The sequence below is a fragment of the Streptomyces sp. NBC_00341 genome (genome assembly GCF_041435055.1).
Taxonomy (GTDB): Bacteria; Actinomycetota; Actinomycetes; order Streptomycetales; family Streptomycetaceae; genus Streptomyces.
This window is the reverse complement of the sequence record NZ_CP108002.1, coordinates 4,966,703-4,983,247: the sequence shown is the minus strand read 5'-3', so window position 1 is coordinate 4,983,247 and position 16,545 is coordinate 4,966,703. Positions and strand designations below refer to the sequence as shown.

General features: G+C 71.9%; 18 protein-coding genes. 10 read left to right on the top strand and 8 right to left on the bottom strand.

The annotated features are described in order from the left end of the window. The first annotated feature begins 1 nt into the window (after nucleotide 1). Both OG892_RS22385 and OG892_RS22380 read left to right on the top strand, forming a co-directional pair. Complete coding sequence (locus tag OG892_RS22385) at nucleotides 2-1,249, top strand: sensor histidine kinase (RefSeq protein ID WP_371630091.1); 1,248 nt, start codon at nucleotides 2-4, stop codon at nucleotides 1,247-1,249. A 34-nt stretch (nucleotides 1,250-1,283) separates the two neighbouring features. Next, nucleotides 1,284-1,934: a response regulator gene (locus OG892_RS22380; RefSeq protein ID WP_371630090.1), complete on the top strand. Its 651-nt coding sequence runs from the start codon at nucleotides 1,284-1,286 to the stop codon at nucleotides 1,932-1,934. Nucleotides 1,935-2,032: 98 nt separating this feature from the next. Here the strand turns inward: OG892_RS22380 and OG892_RS22375 are convergent, their stop codons facing one another. Both OG892_RS22375 and OG892_RS22370 read right to left on the bottom strand, forming a co-directional pair. Beyond that, a complete protein-coding gene (locus tag OG892_RS22375; RefSeq protein WP_327338266.1) occupies nucleotides 2,033-2,398 on the bottom strand; it encodes a hypothetical protein in 366 nt (121 codons plus the stop codon). Between the two features lie 14 nt (nucleotides 2,399-2,412). Then, complete coding sequence (locus OG892_RS22370; protein ID WP_327338265.1) at nucleotides 2,413-3,666, bottom strand: helix-turn-helix transcriptional regulator; 1,254 nt, start codon at nucleotides 3,664-3,666, stop codon at nucleotides 2,413-2,415. Between the two features lie 180 nt (nucleotides 3,667-3,846). Between OG892_RS22370 and OG892_RS22365 the strand changes: the two genes are divergently transcribed. Continuing rightward, nucleotides 3,847-4,158, top strand: a complete 312-nt coding sequence (locus tag OG892_RS22365; protein WP_371630089.1) for a hypothetical protein — start codon at nucleotides 3,847-3,849, stop codon at nucleotides 4,156-4,158. A gap of 22 nt (nucleotides 4,159-4,180) precedes the next feature. Here the strand turns inward: OG892_RS22365 and OG892_RS22360 are convergent, their stop codons facing one another. Next, nucleotides 4,181-5,011: a hypothetical protein gene (locus tag OG892_RS22360; RefSeq protein ID WP_371630088.1), complete on the bottom strand. Its 831-nt coding sequence runs from the start codon at nucleotides 5,009-5,011 to the stop codon at nucleotides 4,181-4,183. Between the two features lie 550 nt (nucleotides 5,012-5,561). After that, a complete protein-coding gene (locus OG892_RS22355) occupies nucleotides 5,562-6,134 on the bottom strand; it encodes a TetR/AcrR family transcriptional regulator (RefSeq protein WP_073732999.1) in 573 nt (190 codons plus the stop codon). 83 nt (nucleotides 6,135-6,217) lie between these two features. On the opposite strand from OG892_RS22355, the gene OG892_RS22350 reads away from it, so the two are divergent. Further along, nucleotides 6,218-7,168 (top strand): NADP-dependent oxidoreductase, encoded by a 951-nt coding sequence (locus tag OG892_RS22350; RefSeq protein ID WP_371630087.1) that lies wholly within the window; start codon nucleotides 6,218-6,220, stop codon nucleotides 7,166-7,168. Nucleotides 7,169-7,273: 105 nt separating this feature from the next. Here OG892_RS22350 and OG892_RS22345 read toward each other — a convergent pair whose 3' ends face one another. Continuing rightward, nucleotides 7,274-8,314, bottom strand: a complete 1,041-nt coding sequence (locus tag OG892_RS22345) for an NAD(P)-dependent alcohol dehydrogenase (protein ID WP_371630086.1) — start codon at nucleotides 8,312-8,314, stop codon at nucleotides 7,274-7,276. A 94-nt stretch (nucleotides 8,315-8,408) separates the two neighbouring features. Here OG892_RS22345 and OG892_RS22340 point away from each other — a divergent pair, with 94 nt between their 5' ends. After that, the gene (locus OG892_RS22340; protein WP_371630085.1) at nucleotides 8,409-9,044 is read left to right on the top strand and encodes a TetR family transcriptional regulator; all 636 of its coding nucleotides are present in this window, start codon (nucleotides 8,409-8,411) and stop codon (nucleotides 9,042-9,044) included. A gap of 54 nt (nucleotides 9,045-9,098) precedes the next feature. Continuing rightward, nucleotides 9,099-9,596: a hypothetical protein gene (locus tag OG892_RS22335; protein WP_073733003.1), complete on the top strand. Its 498-nt coding sequence runs from the start codon at nucleotides 9,099-9,101 to the stop codon at nucleotides 9,594-9,596. Nucleotides 9,597-9,624: 28 nt separating this feature from the next. Here OG892_RS22335 and OG892_RS22330 read toward each other — a convergent pair whose 3' ends face one another. Next, nucleotides 9,625-10,332, bottom strand: a complete 708-nt coding sequence (locus tag OG892_RS22330; protein WP_073733004.1) for a pentapeptide repeat-containing protein — start codon at nucleotides 10,330-10,332, stop codon at nucleotides 9,625-9,627. 126 nt (nucleotides 10,333-10,458) lie between these two features. Between OG892_RS22330 and OG892_RS22325 the strand changes: the two genes are divergently transcribed. Both OG892_RS22325 and OG892_RS22320 read left to right on the top strand, forming a co-directional pair. Then, on the top strand, nucleotides 10,459-11,697 hold the full coding sequence (locus OG892_RS22325; RefSeq protein ID WP_371630084.1) for an NAD(P)-binding protein: 1,239 nt from the start codon (nucleotides 10,459-10,461) through the stop codon (nucleotides 11,695-11,697). Between the two features lie 64 nt (nucleotides 11,698-11,761). Next, nucleotides 11,762-12,763: a zinc-binding dehydrogenase gene (locus OG892_RS22320; RefSeq protein WP_371630083.1), complete on the top strand. Its 1,002-nt coding sequence runs from the start codon at nucleotides 11,762-11,764 to the stop codon at nucleotides 12,761-12,763. A gap of 58 nt (nucleotides 12,764-12,821) precedes the next feature. Here OG892_RS22320 and OG892_RS22315 read toward each other — a convergent pair whose 3' ends face one another. Together OG892_RS22315 and OG892_RS22310 are read right to left on the bottom strand one after the other, a co-directional pair. Then, nucleotides 12,822-13,298, bottom strand: coding sequence for an N-acetyltransferase family protein (locus OG892_RS22315; RefSeq protein WP_371630082.1), 477 nt, complete (start codon nucleotides 13,296-13,298; stop codon nucleotides 12,822-12,824). A gap of 34 nt (nucleotides 13,299-13,332) precedes the next feature. Further along, nucleotides 13,333-14,265, bottom strand: coding sequence for an aminoglycoside phosphotransferase family protein (locus OG892_RS22310; protein WP_371630081.1), 933 nt, complete (start codon nucleotides 14,263-14,265; stop codon nucleotides 13,333-13,335). 33 nt (nucleotides 14,266-14,298) lie between these two features. On the opposite strand from OG892_RS22310, the gene OG892_RS22305 reads away from it, so the two are divergent. Both OG892_RS22305 and OG892_RS22300 read left to right on the top strand, forming a co-directional pair. Then, a complete protein-coding gene (locus OG892_RS22305) occupies nucleotides 14,299-14,973 on the top strand; it encodes a rhomboid-like protein (RefSeq protein ID WP_371631669.1) in 675 nt (224 codons plus the stop codon). A 99-nt stretch (nucleotides 14,974-15,072) separates the two neighbouring features. Then, nucleotides 15,073-16,473, top strand: coding sequence for an NAD(P)/FAD-dependent oxidoreductase (locus tag OG892_RS22300; protein ID WP_371630080.1), 1,401 nt, complete (start codon nucleotides 15,073-15,075; stop codon nucleotides 16,471-16,473). Nucleotides 16,474-16,545: the final 72 nt, after the last annotated feature.

The window sequence follows — 16,545 nt, the reverse complement described above, 5'->3', positions numbered from 1 at the left end:
GGTGAAGCGGCGAAGCCGCTCGGCGCAGGGCACCCGCCGAGCCGAGGACGACACCCGGGGCCTCTCCCTGCTCATGCACGCCGCGTTCTTCCTGCTCCTGGGTGCCTCGCTGACCCGGTTCCTGCTGCGCCACCCCGGCGAGGCCCGCACCCCGTGGATCATCGGGCTGTCCGTCGCGCTGGCCGCCCTGTACGTGATCGGCCCGGTGCTCGGCTCCCGCCCGACACCGCGCAGCCTGCTCTGGCTGGGGGCGCTGGTCGCCGTGTGGATGGTGCTGGTCGTCCTCGCGCCGAGCTTCGCGTGGTGCGCGGTGCCGCTCTTCTACACCGGGCTACGCATCCTGCCGCCGCGCGCCGCGCTCGCCCTGGTCGCGCTCCTCACCTTGTTCGTCGTCGCCGCGCAACTGCGGCTGGCCGACGGTTTCGACCCGAACCTGATCCTCGCCCCGCCCGCCGTCGCCGCCGTCGCGACCGCCGTCTTCGTCCACATGCAGCGCCAGGCCGCCACGCAGAACGAGCTGATCGACGACCTGCTGCGCACCCGCCGCGAGCTGGCCGCCACCGAACGGCGCGAGGGCACCCTCGCGGAGCGCCAGCGGCTCTCCATGGAGATCCACGACACCCTCGCCCAGGGCCTTTCCAGCCAGCAGATGCTGCTCCAGGCCGCCGACCGCACCTGGGACACCGACCCGGCGACCGCCCGCCGCCACATCCGTACCGCCACCGGCATCGCGGAGCGCAACCTCGCCGAGGCCCGCCGCTTCGTCCACGACCTGGCCCCCGCGGACCTGGCGGAGGGCGGCGGCCTGGACGCGGCGCTGCACGCGCTCGCCGCCCGCGAGACCGCGCAGGCGCAGGGCCGGCTGACCGTCCGCTGCCACGTCGAGGGCGCACCCGCCACCGCGCTGCCCGACCGGGTGCAGTCCGCGCTGCTGCGGATCGCCCAGGGCGCCCTGGCCAACGTGACCGAGCACGCGGGCGCCACCGAGGCCGCGCTGACCCTCACCCACCTCGACGACCGGATCGTCCTCGACATCGCGGACAACGGCCACGGCTTCGCGCCCGCCGCGCACACCGGGGAGCCGGGCGGGGTGCGCGGGCACGGGCTGCCCGCGATGCGCGCCCGGCTGCGTCAGCTCGGCGGGAGCCTCACCATCGAATCCGCGCCCGGCGAGGGCACCGTGGTGACCGCCGCGGTCCCCCTCACCGACGGACCGTCCGCCGCCCTCACCCCCAGGGACCCCGCATGACCCCCGCCCTCACCCCACCGAACCGGGACCCCGCATGACCGCCGCGCACCCGCCCGTCCCCACACCCGTCCGCATCCTGCTCTGCGACGACCACGCCGTCGTACGCGCCGGGCTCCTCGCCCTCCTGGGCAGCGAGCCGGACATCGAGGTCGTGGGCGAGGCCGGCAGCGGCGAGGAGGCCGTCGCCCTGGCCGCCCGGCTCACCCCCGACGTCGTCCTGATGGACCTCCAGCTGGGTGAGGGCATCGACGGCGTCGAGGCGACCCGGCGGATCGTGGCGGGCACGGAAAGCGCCCACGTCCTGGTCCTCACCACGTACGACACGGACGCCGACATCACCCGCGCCATCGAGGCCGGCGCCACCGGCTACCTGCTGAAGGCCGAGCGCCCGGAGGAGCTCTTCGCCGCGATCCGCTCCGCCGCCCAGGGCCGCACCACGCTCTCGCCGCCCGTCGCCAGCCGCGTCATGGCCCGCATGCGCAAGCCGCTGCCCACCCTCACAGACCGCGAACGCGACATCCTCGGCCAGCTCTCCCGGGGCCTGGGCAACCGCGACATCGCCCGCGCCCTGTTCATCAGCGAGGCCACCGTCAAGACCCACCTGGGCCGCATCTACGACAAGCTCGACGTCGACACCCGCGCCGGAGCGGTAGCCGTGGCGAAGGAGCAACGGCTGCTGCCGTGAGGGCTGAGGGCTGAGGGCTGAGGGCTGAGGGCCGTCCGGCGTGCCCCGTGGAGAAGCCCATCGGTGGGCGCTCTGCCCCCACCGGCATCTAGCGATGATCAGCTGCACGCCTTCTCGATGGCTTCGAAGATGTCGGCGTCCGTCTCCTGCTGCCAGGACGGCAGGTCGGGCCAGTCCGCTACGTAGCCCGGCTTCGGCTCCTCGAAGTGCTTGAACATCTGTGCCGTCCAGCACGTCGCGACGAATCGGCTCTTCTGCTCGCGGGACAGCCTCGACGTGTGGCCACCACTGATCTCGACGAACTGCCGGACCTGCTCGTAGACCGAGCCTGCGGCCTCGCGCTCCCACTGCGGGGTGTCTTCCCACGGGATGACATAGCCGGCCTTCGGCTCCCCGGGAAAGTGCTGCTGCACCCCCGCGATCCAGGTTTCCCGGAACAGTCGTGCACCTTCGGTCTGCGGCATGCCTACCCCTCTCGTCACGGCGTGCTCAGCATGGCGATCTCCGCCCCCAGCTCCGCCACGCGGTGGTCGCGGCTCAAAGGACCGAACTCGTCGCACAGGGCTTGGAGTCTACGGGCGACGTACCCGGACGCGGAGGCTCGGGCCAGGCCGATGGCTTCCCTGCCGTACGCCACAACTTGCTCGACGTCCTGCCGCTTCGCGCCGATGGCGGCCAGGTCGGTGAGCACTGCTCCGCGTCGCCGGTACGACTGCCCGGATGCCAGGGCCGCCTGCTCCAGGGCATCCTTCAAGGCGTTCTCCGCCAGGTCGAGACGGCCGAGCTGTACGTAGCGCGATCCCCGTTCCTCGGCCAGCCGCGCACCATCGAACCGAAGCCACCCACCGTTGACGCTGTCCGCGGTGAGATCGCGGACGGTCTCCGCCTGGTCCATCGCACGCTCGCACGCGTCCAGGTCGCCGAGGCCGGCGTATGCCTCGGCTTGGACGGAAGCGACCCAATACCGAGTCGAGAGGTTGTTGTCCCCCCGGCCGGCCAGTCGCTCGGCCGCGTCGAGCAGCTGCGCCGCGTGGTGGTAGCACTGCTCGGACATGTCCACGTAAGCGTGGCGAACGAGCGCGCATGCCCAAAGGTCGTACGCCTCGGCATCCTTGCTGATCGATGCCGCGAGCGAGTAGGACGCCGCTGCGTCGGCGTACCGGTTGCTGTCGAACGCGACCTCTCCGGCCAACTGGAAGAGGTCGGAGGCCGCGTTCAGAAGGGGGCGCGCGCTTCCACGGTGGCCCGCCAATGCCTCGTTGAGTGTCGTCAGCTGGTCACGGATGACGGGGTACACGGAGCCCTTGGAGCGGGCCAGTTGGTACACCTGCCAGAGATGGCTGTTCATGCGTGCGAAGTCGGCTGGCGCCCCCCGGCGGACGCCCTCGGTGAGGGCCTCGGCCTCCTCGACCGGCAGGGTGGCAAATACCCCGCTGACAGTCAGTATGCGGAGGAATTCGCGGCGGATCATTTCGTCGGGGTCTCCCGCGCTCGGGGGGTCACTGAACTGGTGTCCTGCGGCCGCCCGGTCTGCGGCTCGTGGCGGCGCCAGGAGAGCGTCCAGCTCTTGGAGGCTGACTTCGAGGGCGGTGGCCAAGGGCCTTCGCTGGGGCGGCTGAGGAGCGGATTTGCCGCTTTCCCAGCGTCCGACAGTAGTGCGGTCCACACCGAGTGACTCGGCCAACGTCTCCTGACTGTAGCCCAGGGTCCTGCGTCGTTCCGCCAGTCCCATTGCGCCCCCTTCCCGCGATTTCGGGGCCTTCAGAGCCCGTCCACGGACCTGCGTCAAGACTGCCGCATGGATGCCGTGGAGACCTCCGACTTCGCGCGCTTTCCTGGATGTTGCCCCGGACGAGCAGCGAGATTCACAAAGGAGTTCGGTCATGACGACGAGAGACGAGGGGAAGTCGTGATGCGCTGCGCGCACTGGCGCCGGGTGCCCATCGACCTGGCGCGGGAGGCGCTGGAGAAGTCGGGCGCCACGTACGTCGACAGGGCGGTGCAGTGTCAGTTGTCCGCGCACGAGGGTGAGCACTTCGGTCTCCTCACCGACACCTGCGCGTACGGGACCGCGCTGTGGCTCCGCTGGCACGGGACGGACGAGGCCGAGCTTGTCGTGTTGCCGGACTGCCCGGTGGTCGCCCCAGGTCCCGACGGTGAGGGCTGCTGTCTGTTCGCCGGCCACGCCGAGCAGCACACCTGGGAAGACGCCCTGAAGGGGTGATTCGGCTGAAGACCGTCCGGCGTCACCGGTGTCCGCGCTCGGCGCGGGGTACGAGTCCGGCGCGTACGGCGCTCATCCTGGCTCGTACGCCGTGGTCGGGTACGGCACCGACGGGGCCGTTGGGGGTGGCGGGGGTGGTGCCTCGGCAGGTGGTGCAGAGTCCGCCGGGCATGGCTGACGCGTTGCCGGGGGCGCGGCATTCGCGGCATTCCAGGGTGCGCAGGACGACGCGGGGGGTGGGGGAGGCTTCGCGGACGGGCGGCAGCTTGTCGTGCAGGCGTCGGCGGAGGAGTGCGGCGGCGTGGTGGATGCGTGGGGGCAGGCCTTCGGTGAGGGCGTGCAGGACTTCCGGTTCGGTGGCGCCGCGCTCGAACCACTCGGTGACCTGTGGTTCCAGGGCCACGCAGTCCGCCTGCGAGAGGGTGAGGGCGGGTGTGTTGCGTCCGAGGGCGGCCAGCAGGATGAACGACCTCGAACGGGTCGGACGTTGGGCTGCCCGCGCCTGCTCTTGCGGTACGTCGCCCCGGATGAAGGTGTCCCACCAGTCGTCGTCGTGCCAGGTGCGGGAGAAGAACGTCCGGGTGACCCAGAGCAGCGCCTCCTCCGTCGCGATGCACTCGCTGCCCCGGCGCAGGTGACCCGCTTCCTGGAGCCGGTTGAGCGTGGTGCGCAGGGCGCACTGGCCGTACGGGAGCGTCTTGGCGAGGGTCTTCACGGAGATGTCGGCACCGTCGCACAGGCCGTCGATGTACGCGGCGACGGCGGCGTCACGGGGCAGGAGGTGGGCGAAATCGTGCTCGGTGCGCGGACGTTGACCGGGCGCCGAACGCTTGCCGTACCCGGGACTGACCATCGGGTGATCAAGCGTGGGCCGGGGTACGGCCACAGAAGAGGGGGCAGCACTAAGCTGGCTGACAGCCATCAGATCGGTCCTGACGATCGAAGTGGTCAGGCCCCCGTTAGGTGTTTCTGCACCGACGGGGGCCGTCTTGGTTCTGCTGACGCTAGAGCGCGGCTACCCTCCGTGGCAAGTCGATCGCGAAAAGTCAACCCTCAAGGCAGGGAGGGCGGGTGGGCATTCAATCCCTCCACCCATTCCACTGAAAGAGCGCTCGGAACTCGACGCTTGAGCCCCGAGCGTGAGCTGCGGTTAGGGGGTGACCGGCGGATCATGCCGCGCCGGTCTGGTGCTCACATCCGCTGGCGCAGCACCCCCACGGACCCGCCGCGAGAGCCCCTGCACAGACCGCAGTTCTCTGACCCTGTTCCTCATATGTAAAGCGTGCTTTACACGCCGGTCGCGCGCCCTACTGTCGACCCCTGTGACTGAACTCGCCCCAGCCGATCCCGCTGGGGTGGGTCGCGGTGGGCCCGGTGGGCGCTGCTCCTCTTCTGCGGCCGACTCAACGGACCGTCGGAGCCGGCGGCGCGACCACTTCGCGCAGTTCGGCGGTGGCCTGGGCCATGAGCTGAGCGAGGGTGGTGTCCGGCTCGGCGAGCCAGCGGGGCATGGCGCGCCGGTGGATCGCCAGCACCATGTCGATGATGAAGCGCGCTTTGCCGGGCTCGACGCCGCGGCGTTCGAGCGCCGGCGCCAGCGCGTCGGCGATGTCGGCGAGCTTGATCAGATCGCGCTCGGCCAGTGCCGGGTTGGCGGCGATCACTCTTCCCCGGCGCAGCAGGAACTCGCGTGGGCGGAAGATCTCCTCGGCGGTGCCCAGTGCGGTCAGCAGCGCCTCGATCGGGGTGAGGCCCGGGTCGGCCGCCTCGACCTGGGCGACGAGGTGGGCCTCAAGTTCGTTGCCGGCGAAGAGGACTTCCCGCTTGTCGGGGAAGTAGCGGTAGAAGGAACGCTCCTTCAGACCGGCGGCGCCTGCGATCTGCGCGACCGAGGTGCGCTCGAACCCCTGCGTCTCGAACAGTTCGAGCGCCGCGCGTTCGAGCCGGCCCTGTGCATCGGATTCCCATCGTGGCATACCCACCAGAGTACGACAACAGGAGCTGTCATCAGCTGGTACGGTCAATGACAACAGATGCTGTCATCAGCTGGGAGATCGTCATGAAGGCTCTGCAATTCGACCGGTTCGGTTCCCCCGACGTGATCGTGCTCCGCGACGTCCCACAGCCGGAGCCGGGACCCGGCCAGATCCGGATCGCCGTGCGGGCATGCGGCCTGACACCGGCCGACTGGCACGTCGTCGACGGTCTCCTCGCCGACCATCTGCCGCCGCTGCCGCGCGGGCTCGGCCTTGAGGTCGCGGGCACCGTCGACGCGCTCGGCGAGGGTGTCACCGGCGTCCAGGTCGGCGACCGCGTGTTCGGCCCGGCCACCTTCGACGGCCCGACGGCCGGCGCCGCCGAGTACGCGCTGATGCCGGCCTGGGCACACATTCCCGAGGGCGTGACCGCCGAGCAGGCCGCCGCGCTGCCGATGGCGGCCGAGACGGCGTGGCGCGCGCTCGACGACCTCGGCGTCCAGCCGGGTGAGCTGCTGCTCGTCCACGGCGCGGGCACCACCGTGGGCGAGGCGGCGGTGCGCTTCGCGCTGCACCGGGGTATTCGGGTGATCGCCACAGCCGGGCCGACTCGGGCCGCCGCCCTGGAAGGGATCGGCGCCCAGGTGACCACCTACGGCGAGGGCATGGCCGAACGCGTCAGCGCACTGACCCCGGGCCCCGTGGACCGTGCCCTGGACACCGCGCCGACCGGGGGCCGGATCGACCGCGCCGACCGGCCCAGTCCGGCCGGCGGCTCGCTACCGGCCTTGATCGAGCTGACCGGGGATCCCGACCGTGTCCTCACCGTCTCGGACTTCGCCGCCGCAGCCGAACTGGGCGTCCGGATCACCACCGAGATCCGCTACGACCAGATGAACGAGTTCGCCAGGCTCGCCGGCGAAGGCATCCTGGTCGTACCGGTCGCCCGCACCTACGCCCTCGACCGGATCCAGGAAGCGGCCGAGCTCAGCCAGTCCCGCCGCCCCGGCGGCAAACTCATGCTCGTCCTGTGATCGCGTTGCCGGCCTGGTCAGGCGAAAGGCGTCCATGCAACCCCCTGGAGTCCTGGAGTACTGGGCGTCCCGCGCGTGCGCCGATTCCCTCCAGTCCAGGTCGGATCAGTCCAGGTCGGACATGTCGAGCACGAAGCGGTAGCGGACGTCGTTCCGCCGGAGGCGGTCCAGGGCCGTGTCCACCTGTGCCGACGGGAGCACCTCGACGTCGGCGGCGATGCCGTTGTCGGCGCAGAACCGGAGCATCTCGGCTGTCGCCGGACGGCCCCCGCTGCCCGCAGAGCTGAGCTTCTTGCGGCCGATGAGCAGGTCCATGGCCTCGACGGTGACGGGGCCCAGGTACCCGAGGAGGCTGAGGGTGCCGTCCATCGCCACCAGCTTCAGATACGGGGCGAGGTCGTGCGGGACGGAGATGGTGTCGATGACGACGTCGAACGTGTCGCGCGCCTCGGCCATCCGCCCGGCGTCCGTGGACGCGATGAGGTCGTGGGCGCCGAGCTTGCGGGCGTCGTCGCGCTTGTCCTGGGTGCGGCTGATGACGGTCGTGGTCGCGCCGAGTGCCACGGCCATCTTGACCGCGAGGTGCCCCAGGCCGCCCAGCCCGGCGACGGCGACTCGGCTGCCGGGGCCGACGCCCAGGGAGTGCAGAGGTTCCCAGACGGTGACGCCCGCGCACATCAGCGGGGCGGCCGCGGCCGCGTCGAGGCCGGAGGGGAGCGGGTAGGCGAAGGCGTCGCGCACGACGTACTCGCGGGAGTAGCCGCCCAGGGTGGTCGTGCCGTCCTGCCGGTCGGCGCCGCCGTAGGTCAGGGTCGGGAAGGAGTGGCAGAAATTCTCCTGTCCGGCCTCACACATGGCGCACGCGCCGCACGAGTCGACGATGTTGCCCACCGCGACCCGGTCGCCGACCGAGAAGGCGGTCACCTCGGGGCCGGCCCCGGTCACCACACCGGTGAACTCGTGACCGGGCACCAGGGGCGCTTCCGCATCCGGGTCGTAGGCGGTCAGGGCGTGCAGGTCGGTGTGGCACACGCCGCAGTAGTCGACCCGCACCGCGATGTCGTCCGGGCGCAGTTCTCGGCGGGCCAGCGGCACGCGCCGCAGCGCCGTCGGGCCGGCCGCCTGCCATCCGGTGGTCATGCGCATACCTGACTCCTTAAACAGACTGTTCTGTCTGTCGCAGCGTAAGCGCGTCCGCACCCCAAAGCAAACAAACTGTTCTGTTTGATAGAGTGCGGTCATGCCGGAACTGCCCCCGACCTCGCGAGGCGCCGCGACCTACCAGCGCATCCTGGACGCCGCCACCGAAGAGTTCGCCGAGCACGGCATCGCCGGGGCGCGCATCGAACGCATCGTGGCGGCGGCGCGCACCAACAAGGCACAGCTCTACGCCTACTTCGGTGACAAGGAACGGCTCTTCGACGCGATCTTCCTCAGCTCGCTGGAGCGCATCACCAACGTCGTGCCCATCGACGCCGACGATCTCGCGGACTGGGCCGTCCGTCTCTACGACGAATACCTGCGCCGCCCCGACCTCATCCGGCTGGCGACGTGGACACGGCTGGAGCGCCGGCCCGACGGGCACCTCGTCGAGACCCGCGAGGACTACCACGACCACAAGCTCACGGCCATCGCCGAGGCGCAGGCCGCCGGGCGGGTCCGCGCGGGCGACCCGTTCGACATCATGGCCATGGTCATCGCCATGTCCATGGCCTGGTCACCGGTCAGCAACGTCTACGCGGCAACCGGCCAGGAACCCGATGACGTCCATGAGCGGCGTCGCGCCCTGCTCCGCGACTGCGTCCGGCGCGCCGCCGCGGCCGACGGGGCCACCCCTGCCACCACGGCCGACGGGGGCAACGCGTCCCCCGCGTGACCGCCGCCGCCTCCACCGGCAGGAGCGACACGCCGGGCATGACACCATCGAACCGTGCTCGATATCGGCTACTCCCTCTCCCGGCGCTTCCCCGATCCCCCGCAGACCGACTACCGCCGGGCGGACGTCCACGCCCTGCGCCACGATCTGTTCTCCGGTGACGTCTACCTCGCGGACACCAAGGAGGACCGCGAGGTATCCACAGGCTGGGGATGGGTGCCGGTGCTCGACTTCGCCTGGGCCCTGTGCGACATCGTCGAGCAGCTCGACCGCGACCCGCGCGGCAACCGCTCGCACCGCCGCCAGTTCGCGGAACTCGACTTCACCGAATCGTCCGACCGGATGCTCTTCGAGCGCCGCTTCGGCTGGGTCGACGTCGAGGCCGACTGGATGCCCGCGGAGGAAGCACCGCTCACCTTCAACCACGCGCTGCTGCGCCGCGAGGCCCGCGACTTCCTGCACGACCTGATCGCGGACCTCTCCGACATGCACGAAGGCCTCGCGGACAACCCGGTGGTCTGGGACCTCCAGGCCCGCTTCCCCCGCCTCTGACCGGCCCCCTTCCGGCCTCGGGGCGGCTTCACGCCTCCACCCGCACCCCGATCTGCGCCGCGAACGCCGGAGCCAGCTCCATCAGCTGCGACGGGCTGATCACCGCACCCGCCAGCCGCTCCACCCCGCGCGCGATGTCCAGCTCCGCGACCGTCCGCAGATCCACCGACTCCATCCGCACCGCGCTGAAATCGGCCCGCTTCAGCACACAGTCCCGGAACTCCACCCGGTCCAGCTGCGCGCCACCGAAATCCGGCTCGGAGAGCACACAGCCCTCGAAGACCACGTCCTTCAGCCGCGCCTTCCGCAGATTCAGGTAGTCGATCTTCCCGCCCCGCACCAGCACCCGCTCCAGCACCGCGCCGTGCATCTGCACCCCGCCCAGGCGCGCGTCCACGATCTCCACGTCACGCAGCGACGCCCCCGCGAGATCCGTGCCCACCCCCCGTACCCCCGTCAGCACCGAATCGATGAAACGGGCCCTGACCAGCTCCGTACGGTCCAGCGCACAGCCCTCCAGCGCACAGTCCATGAACCGGGCACCCGGGCCCGACTCGTCCGCCAGATCAACGGACTCGAAGCGCACCCCGTCGTAATCCCCGTCCGGCTCAAGGCCCTCGCCGCCGTACGGTTCGAGCGGCGGAAGCCGCACCTCCGGGCGCCGCGCCGCCGCGACCCCGTCCTTACCGCCCCGGCCCCTGCCGTTCCCCTGACCACTACCGCTGCTGCGCACCATCCCCCCATCGTGACGCACCCCACTGACAACGCCCCGCCCGCCGATGTCACACCCCGGCCCCGCCACCCGTCATGTACGCGAAGGGCACCTCCAGCGAAGGCACCTCCAGCGAAGGAGACGGGGACCATGCAGCGCATCCACATCATCGGCGGGGGTCTCGCCGGATTCACCGCAGCCATCACCGCAGCCGAGTCCGACGCCCTGGTGACCGTCCACGAGGCCCACCACACCCTCGGCGGACGCGCCAGGACCACCGAGGAGGGCCCGTACCTCACCAACGAGGGACCGCACGCCCTCTACCGTCGCGGCCCCCACTGGACCTGGCTCGACCGGCGCAACCTCCTCGGCCCCACCACCGCCGTCCCTCCCCTCGAAGCCACCCGGCTCCGCTTCCGCCACCGCTCCGCCCTGCGCCGCACCCCGCCCCTCGCCCTCCTCCGGCTCAGCCGCCGCAGCGCCGCACGGGTCCCGGCCGACCTCGACTTCCGTACCTGGGCCACCGCGCAGGTCGGCGAGGAGGGCGCCCGCATCGCCGCCCACTACGCCGCCGTCGCGCTCTTCCACCACGACCCCGGCAGCCTCTCCGCCGCGTTCGTCCAGGAACGGCTGCACCGGGCCGGGGCGCTGCCGCCGGAGGCCCGCTACCCGATCGGGGGCTGGGCGCAGATCATCGACCGGATGGCGTCCCGCGCCTGGAACCTCGGCGTCCGCATCGAGACGGCGACCCGTATCGACACCGCCGCCCTCGACGCCCTCGCCCGCACCGGCCCGGTCGTCGTCGCCACCTCCCTGGACGCCGCCCGCACCCTCCTCCGCGACCCCGCCCTCACCTGGGCCTCCGGCCGCACCGCCCTCATCGACCTCGCCCTGCGCACCCGGCGCGGCGACGCGTTCGCCGTGTCCGACCTCGACGCCCCCGGCTGGATCGAACGGTTCACCGCGCAGGACGACAGCCTCGCCCCGGCGGGCGAACAACTCCTCCAGGGGCAGTTCCCCATCGCCCCCGACGAGTCCCGGTCCGCCGGAACCGCCCGCGCCGAAGAACTCCTCGACCTCGGGTACCCGGGCTGGCGGGAGCGCACCGTGTGGCGGCGCGAGGCCCTCGCCACCGGCCGCACCGGAGCCGTCGACCACCCCGGCACCACCTGGCGCGACCGCCCCGCCATCGACCGGGGCAACGGCGTCTACCTAGCGGGCGACCAGGTCGCCGCGCCCGGACTGCTCAGCGAGGTCTCCTTCAACAGCGGCATCGAAGCGGCCCTCCTCGCCCTCCGGGCCACCGAGCACCGCACCACGGCCAACCGCACCTCGACCGCCACCTCCGCCTCCGCCTCCCGGACACCGCTTGACCTCAAGCGCGCTTGAGGCCGAAGAGTGGGCTCACCGGAACCGACACCGGCACCAACACCGACACCCCGGGGAGCCCACCATGCACGCCGTCCGCCTCCACGCCTTCGGCCCCGCCGAGAACCTCGCCTACGAGCGCGTCGAGGACCCCGTCCCCGGACCCGGCCAGGTCCGGATCGCCGTCCGCGCCGCCGGCGTACACCTGCTCGACATCGCCCTGCGCGAGGGCATGACCGGCCCTTACCCCGCTCCCACCCCGCTGCCCACCGTCCCCGGCCGCGAAATCGCCGGCACCGTCGAATCGCTCGGCGAGGGCACCGACCCCGACTGGCTCGGCCGGCACGTCGTCGCCCACATCGGCAACGCCCCCGGCGGCTATGCCGAACTCACCGTCACCGAGGCCGACAAGCTCCACCCCGTACCCGACGGACTCGACTACGCCGAGGCCGTCGCGATGATCGGCACCGGCCGCACCACCCTCGGCATCCTCGGATTCACCCCGCTGGGACCCGAGTCGATCGTCCTCGTCACCGCCGCGGCCGGCGGCATCGGCACCCTGCTCGTCCAGTACGCCAAGAACGCCGGAGCCAACGTCATCGGCCTCGCCGGAGGACCCGCCAAGACCGGGCTCGTCCGCGCCAACGGCGCCGACCTCGCCGTCGACTACACCCTCCCCGACTGGCCCCGCCAGGTCCGTGCCCACCTCGACGCCCTCGGCCGCCGCGCCACCGTCGTCTACGACTCCGTCGGCGGCACCACCGCACGCGCCGCCGTCGACCTCCTCGACAAGGGCGGACAGCACATCGTCTACGGCTGGTCCGGCCAGGACCTCCACGACGGCAGGCCACTCACCTTCACCGAGGACGAACTCACCGCCCGCGCCATCACCTCGCAGAACGTCCTCGGCCCCGCCATGGTCCAGCGCGGCGGCGGCCTGCGCGCCATGGAGACGCGCGCCCTCGCCGAGGCCGCGGCCGGCCGCCTGCGCCCCGCCGTCCAGCGCTACCCGCTCGCCGAGGCGGCCGCCGCCCACCGTGCCCTGGAGACCCGCGGCACCACCGGCAAGGTCGTCCTCATCCCCTGATCCGGACGACAGGCCCTGCCTACGGCCCGCCCCGCGAACCCGGCCCGGACGAGAGGCGCTACCGCCCGCCCAGCTCCGCCAGCGCCCCGTCCGTCAGCCGGTACACCGTCCACTCGTCCTGCGGCCGGGCGCCCAGCGACTCGTAGAACGCGATCGACGGGGCGTTCCAGTCCAGCACCGACCACTCCAGGCGCTCGTAGCCGCGCTCCACACAGATCCGCGCCAGCTCACCCAGCAGCGCCTTGCCGTGTCCGCCGCCCCGCCGGTCCGGGCGCACGTACAGGTCCTCCAGATAGATGCCGTGCACCCCGCGCCATGTGGAGAAGTTCAGGAACCACAGCGCGAAGCCCACCACCTCACCGTCCTCCTCCGACTCCGCGATGTGCGCGAACGCCGCGGGCCGCTCACCGAACAGCGCCTCGCGCAACTGCTCCTCGGTGGCGTTCGCCTCGTGCAGCGCCTTCTCGTAGTCGGCCAGCTCGCGGACCATCGCGTGGATGGCGGGGACATCGGCGGCGGTAGCGGTACGAATCATGGGGGCAGCGTAAGCAGTGCCGCGCCGCCCGCCGCTACCGGCCCAGCAGCCGCCGCGCGATCTCGGCCTGCTCCGGCACCAGCCGCCGCGCACCGTCCTCCGCGCCCCAGCACGCGTTCTGCAGCACCCGCCCCAGCGTCCACGCACGGGCCCGCCCCCGGTCGAGACCGAGCACCTCCGTCATCAGATCGAACCGCCACCCCACCGCCTCCGCGTCGAACCGGTTGACCAGCGCCGGAAACAGCTCGAACCCCGGATCACCGGCCAGCGGCTTCGGGTCGATCGCCACCCACCGCGCCCCCTGCCCCGCCGGACCGCCCCGCCCGGCCAGCACGTTGCCGAAGTGCAGATCCCAGTGCAGCAACCGGTCCCCCGGCTCCCCCGCCACCTCCCGGACCGCCGCCGCGCAGTCCGCCAGCAGCCGCCGCTCCTCCTCGTCCGCCAGCAGCCCCACCGCCCCCGGCGCCGCCGCCAGCATCCGCGCCGCCGCCTCGACAAGCCCCCGCAGACCGCTCCCCGCCGGAGCCCGCACCGCCGTCAGCCCCGCCAGCAGCTCCGCGATGATCCGCACCGCCTCCCGTGCATCCGCCGCCCCCGACAGGGAACGGCGCCCGTCCAGCCGCTCCAGCAGCATCGTCCCCGTCGCCGCGTCGTGGTCCAGCAGCTCCACCGCACACGCCGACGCCGCACCCGCCGACGCCGCACCCCACACCCGCAGCGCGAGCGGCTCCCCCGCCGTCTCCGCGTCCACCGCCTGCAACTTCAGCGCCGCCGGGCGCCCGTCCGCCACCCGCACCACCGGCAGCACCAGCGCGCACACCCCGTACAACGCCTCGCCGTCCCGGCGCAGCCCCCACCGCTCCAGGAACTCCGCCGCCATCCCCGGCAACGCGGCGAGGAACGCCCGCCCGGCCGCACCGTTGTACTTGGACTGAGTGGCGATCAGCGCATCCGGAATGTCAATCACGGCCCCGATCCTAGGAGCGTGCGTCAATCGGATATGCCCTCGAGCCACCCCGCCCCGCCCACGCGGCCCCGCCCCGCCCCCGTCACGTGGCTCCGCGGCGCCGGCTCATGGATCCGCAGCGCCCCCGGCACCTACGTCTGGCTGCTGGCCCTCTTCGTCACCACCGTCATCGTCCACCAGATGTCACCGGCCTTCGAGGAGGACTTCCTCCGCCAGCGCTCCACCAACATCCACGAGCTCTCCCAGAACCCCGTACGCGTCCTGATCAGCAGCGCGTTCTGGATCGACGGCGGCGAATGGCTCCCCTACGCCGTGCTCTACACGGTCTTCCACGCCCCCGCGGAGCGCCGCCTGGGCACGCTGCGCTGGCTCACCGTCGTCGCCGCCGCCCACGTCCTCGCCACCCTCGTCAGCGAAGGTGTCCTGGCCTGGGCCATCCGGCACGGCCACGCGCCCGGGACCGCCGCGAACACCCTGGACGTCGGGGTCAGTTACGCCCTCGCCGGCGTCGTCACCGTCCTCACCTACTACATCCCGCGCCCCTGGCGGTACGTGTATCTCTTCGCCGTCCTCGTCATCTACGGCGTCCCGCTCGTCACCGGCGCCACCTTCACCGACGTCGGCCACTTCACCGCCGCGCTCATCGGCCTCGCCTGCTACCCGCTGACCCGCCGCCACCACGAGACGAAACGGGCCCCCGCCCAGTAACGTCCAGCCACGCAGAACATCAACGTCCAGCCACGCAGAACACCGCACTCCACAGCCGGCCACACCACCGGCGCCAGTCACACGGACAGCAGGGGCCACATGAGCACCGTCAGTACAGCCAACGGCGGCATATCCTTCTGGTACGCGGACCAGGGCACCCCCCTCCCCCGCGAACCCCTGCCCGGCGACGCCGCCGCCGACATCTGCATCATCGGCGGCGGATACACCGGCCTCTGGACGGCGTACTACCTCAAGAAGGCCGTCCCCTTCCTCAACATCACCGTCCTGGAAGCCAAGTTCTGCGGCTACGGCGCCTCCGGCCGCAACGGCGGCTGGCTCTACAACGGCGTCGCCGGCCGCGACCGCTACGCGAAGCTGCACGGCCACGAAGCGGCCGTCCGGCTGCAGAAGTCGATGAACGACACCGTCGCCGAGGTCATCCGCGTCGCGGACGAGGAGAAGATCGACGCGGACATCCACCGGGGCGGCGTCCTCGAAGTGGCCTGCACCCCGGCGCAGCTCGCCCGGCTGAAGGACTTCCACTCCGTGGAGATCGCCTTCGGCGAGACCGACCGCACCCTGCACGGCGCCCGCGAGACCGCAGAGCGCGTCCGCGTCACCGGAGCCATCGGCTCCAGCTGGACCCCGCACGGCGCCCGCCTGCACCCCGCCAAACTGGTCAAGGGCCTCGCGGACGTCGTGGAGGCCCTCGGCGTCACGATCCACGAGTCGACCCCCGTCACCGAGATCAAGCCCAAACACGCCGTCACCCCCTACGGCACGGTCCGCGCCCCGTACATCCTGCGCTGCACCGAGGGCTTCACGTCGGGCATCAAGGGCGAGAAGCGCACCTGGCTCCCGATGAACTCCTCCATGATCGTCACCGAGCCGCTGCCCGAATCCCTCTGGGAGACCATCGGCTGGAACGGCCGCGAAACCCTCGGCGACATGGCCCACGCCTACCTGTACGCCCAGCGCACCGCCGACGACCGCATCGCCCTGGGCGGCCGGGGCGTCCCGTACCGCTACGGCTCGGCCACCGACAACGACGGACGCACCCAGCCCGCCACCATCGAGGCCCTGCGCGACCTGCTCGTCCGCCTCTTCCCCACCACCGCGGGGACCCGCATCGCGCACGCCTGGTCCGGAGTGCTCGGCGTCCCGCGCGACTGGTGCGCCACCGTCACCCTGGACCGCTCCACCGGCCTGGGCTGGGCGGGCGGCTACGTCGGCTCCGGCGTCGCCACCACCAACCTCGCCGCCCGCACCCTGCGCGACCTGATCCAGCAGGACTCCGGGCAGGGCGGCCCCACCGAACTGACCGCCCTGCCCTGGGCCAACCACAAGGTCCGCCGCTGGGAACCGGAACCCCTGCGCTGGCTCGGCGTCCACAGCATGTACGCCGCCTACCGCGCCGCCGACCGCCGCGAACTCACCTCGCCGCGCACCGGCACCGACCCGATCGCGAAGATCGCGGACCGGCTGGCGGGACGGGGCTGAACGCACCGGACCGGTTCGGCCCCCGAACTCCCGACGGACCGCAGGGGCAGCCGAACTGCCTCTCCGGGCAGA

Coding starts and splice junctions, on each gene's coding strand:
- OG892_RS22380 (WP_371630090.1), top strand. CDS start 1,284: ATGACCGCCGCGCACCCGCCCGTCCCCACACCCGTCCGCATCCTGCTC.
- OG892_RS22375 (WP_327338266.1), bottom strand. CDS start 2,398: ATGCCGCAGACCGAAGGTGCACGACTGTTCCGGGAAACCTGGATCGCG.
- OG892_RS22370 (WP_327338265.1), bottom strand. CDS start 3,666: ATGGGACTGGCGGAACGACGCAGGACCCTGGGCTACAGTCAGGAGACG.
- OG892_RS22365 (WP_371630089.1), top strand. CDS start 3,847: ATGCGCTGCGCGCACTGGCGCCGGGTGCCCATCGACCTGGCGCGGGAG.
- OG892_RS22360 (WP_371630088.1), bottom strand. CDS start 5,011: ATGGTCAGTCCCGGGTACGGCAAGCGTTCGGCGCCCGGTCAACGTCCG.
- OG892_RS22355 (WP_073732999.1), bottom strand. CDS start 6,134: ATGCCACGATGGGAATCCGATGCACAGGGCCGGCTCGAACGCGCGGCG.
- OG892_RS22350 (WP_371630087.1), top strand. CDS start 6,218: ATGAAGGCTCTGCAATTCGACCGGTTCGGTTCCCCCGACGTGATCGTG.
- OG892_RS22345 (WP_371630086.1), bottom strand. CDS start 8,314: ATGCGCATGACCACCGGATGGCAGGCGGCCGGCCCGACGGCGCTGCGG.
- OG892_RS22340 (WP_371630085.1), top strand. CDS start 8,409: ATGCCGGAACTGCCCCCGACCTCGCGAGGCGCCGCGACCTACCAGCGC.
- OG892_RS22330 (WP_073733004.1), bottom strand. CDS start 10,332: ATGGTGCGCAGCAGCGGTAGTGGTCAGGGGAACGGCAGGGGCCGGGGC.
- OG892_RS22325 (WP_371630084.1), top strand. CDS start 10,459: ATGCAGCGCATCCACATCATCGGCGGGGGTCTCGCCGGATTCACCGCA.
- OG892_RS22320 (WP_371630083.1), top strand. CDS start 11,762: ATGCACGCCGTCCGCCTCCACGCCTTCGGCCCCGCCGAGAACCTCGCC.
- OG892_RS22315 (WP_371630082.1), bottom strand. CDS start 13,298: ATGATTCGTACCGCTACCGCCGCCGATGTCCCCGCCATCCACGCGATG.
- OG892_RS22305 (WP_371631669.1), top strand. CDS start 14,299: ATGCCCTCGAGCCACCCCGCCCCGCCCACGCGGCCCCGCCCCGCCCCC.
- OG892_RS22300 (WP_371630080.1), top strand. CDS start 15,073: ATGAGCACCGTCAGTACAGCCAACGGCGGCATATCCTTCTGGTACGCG.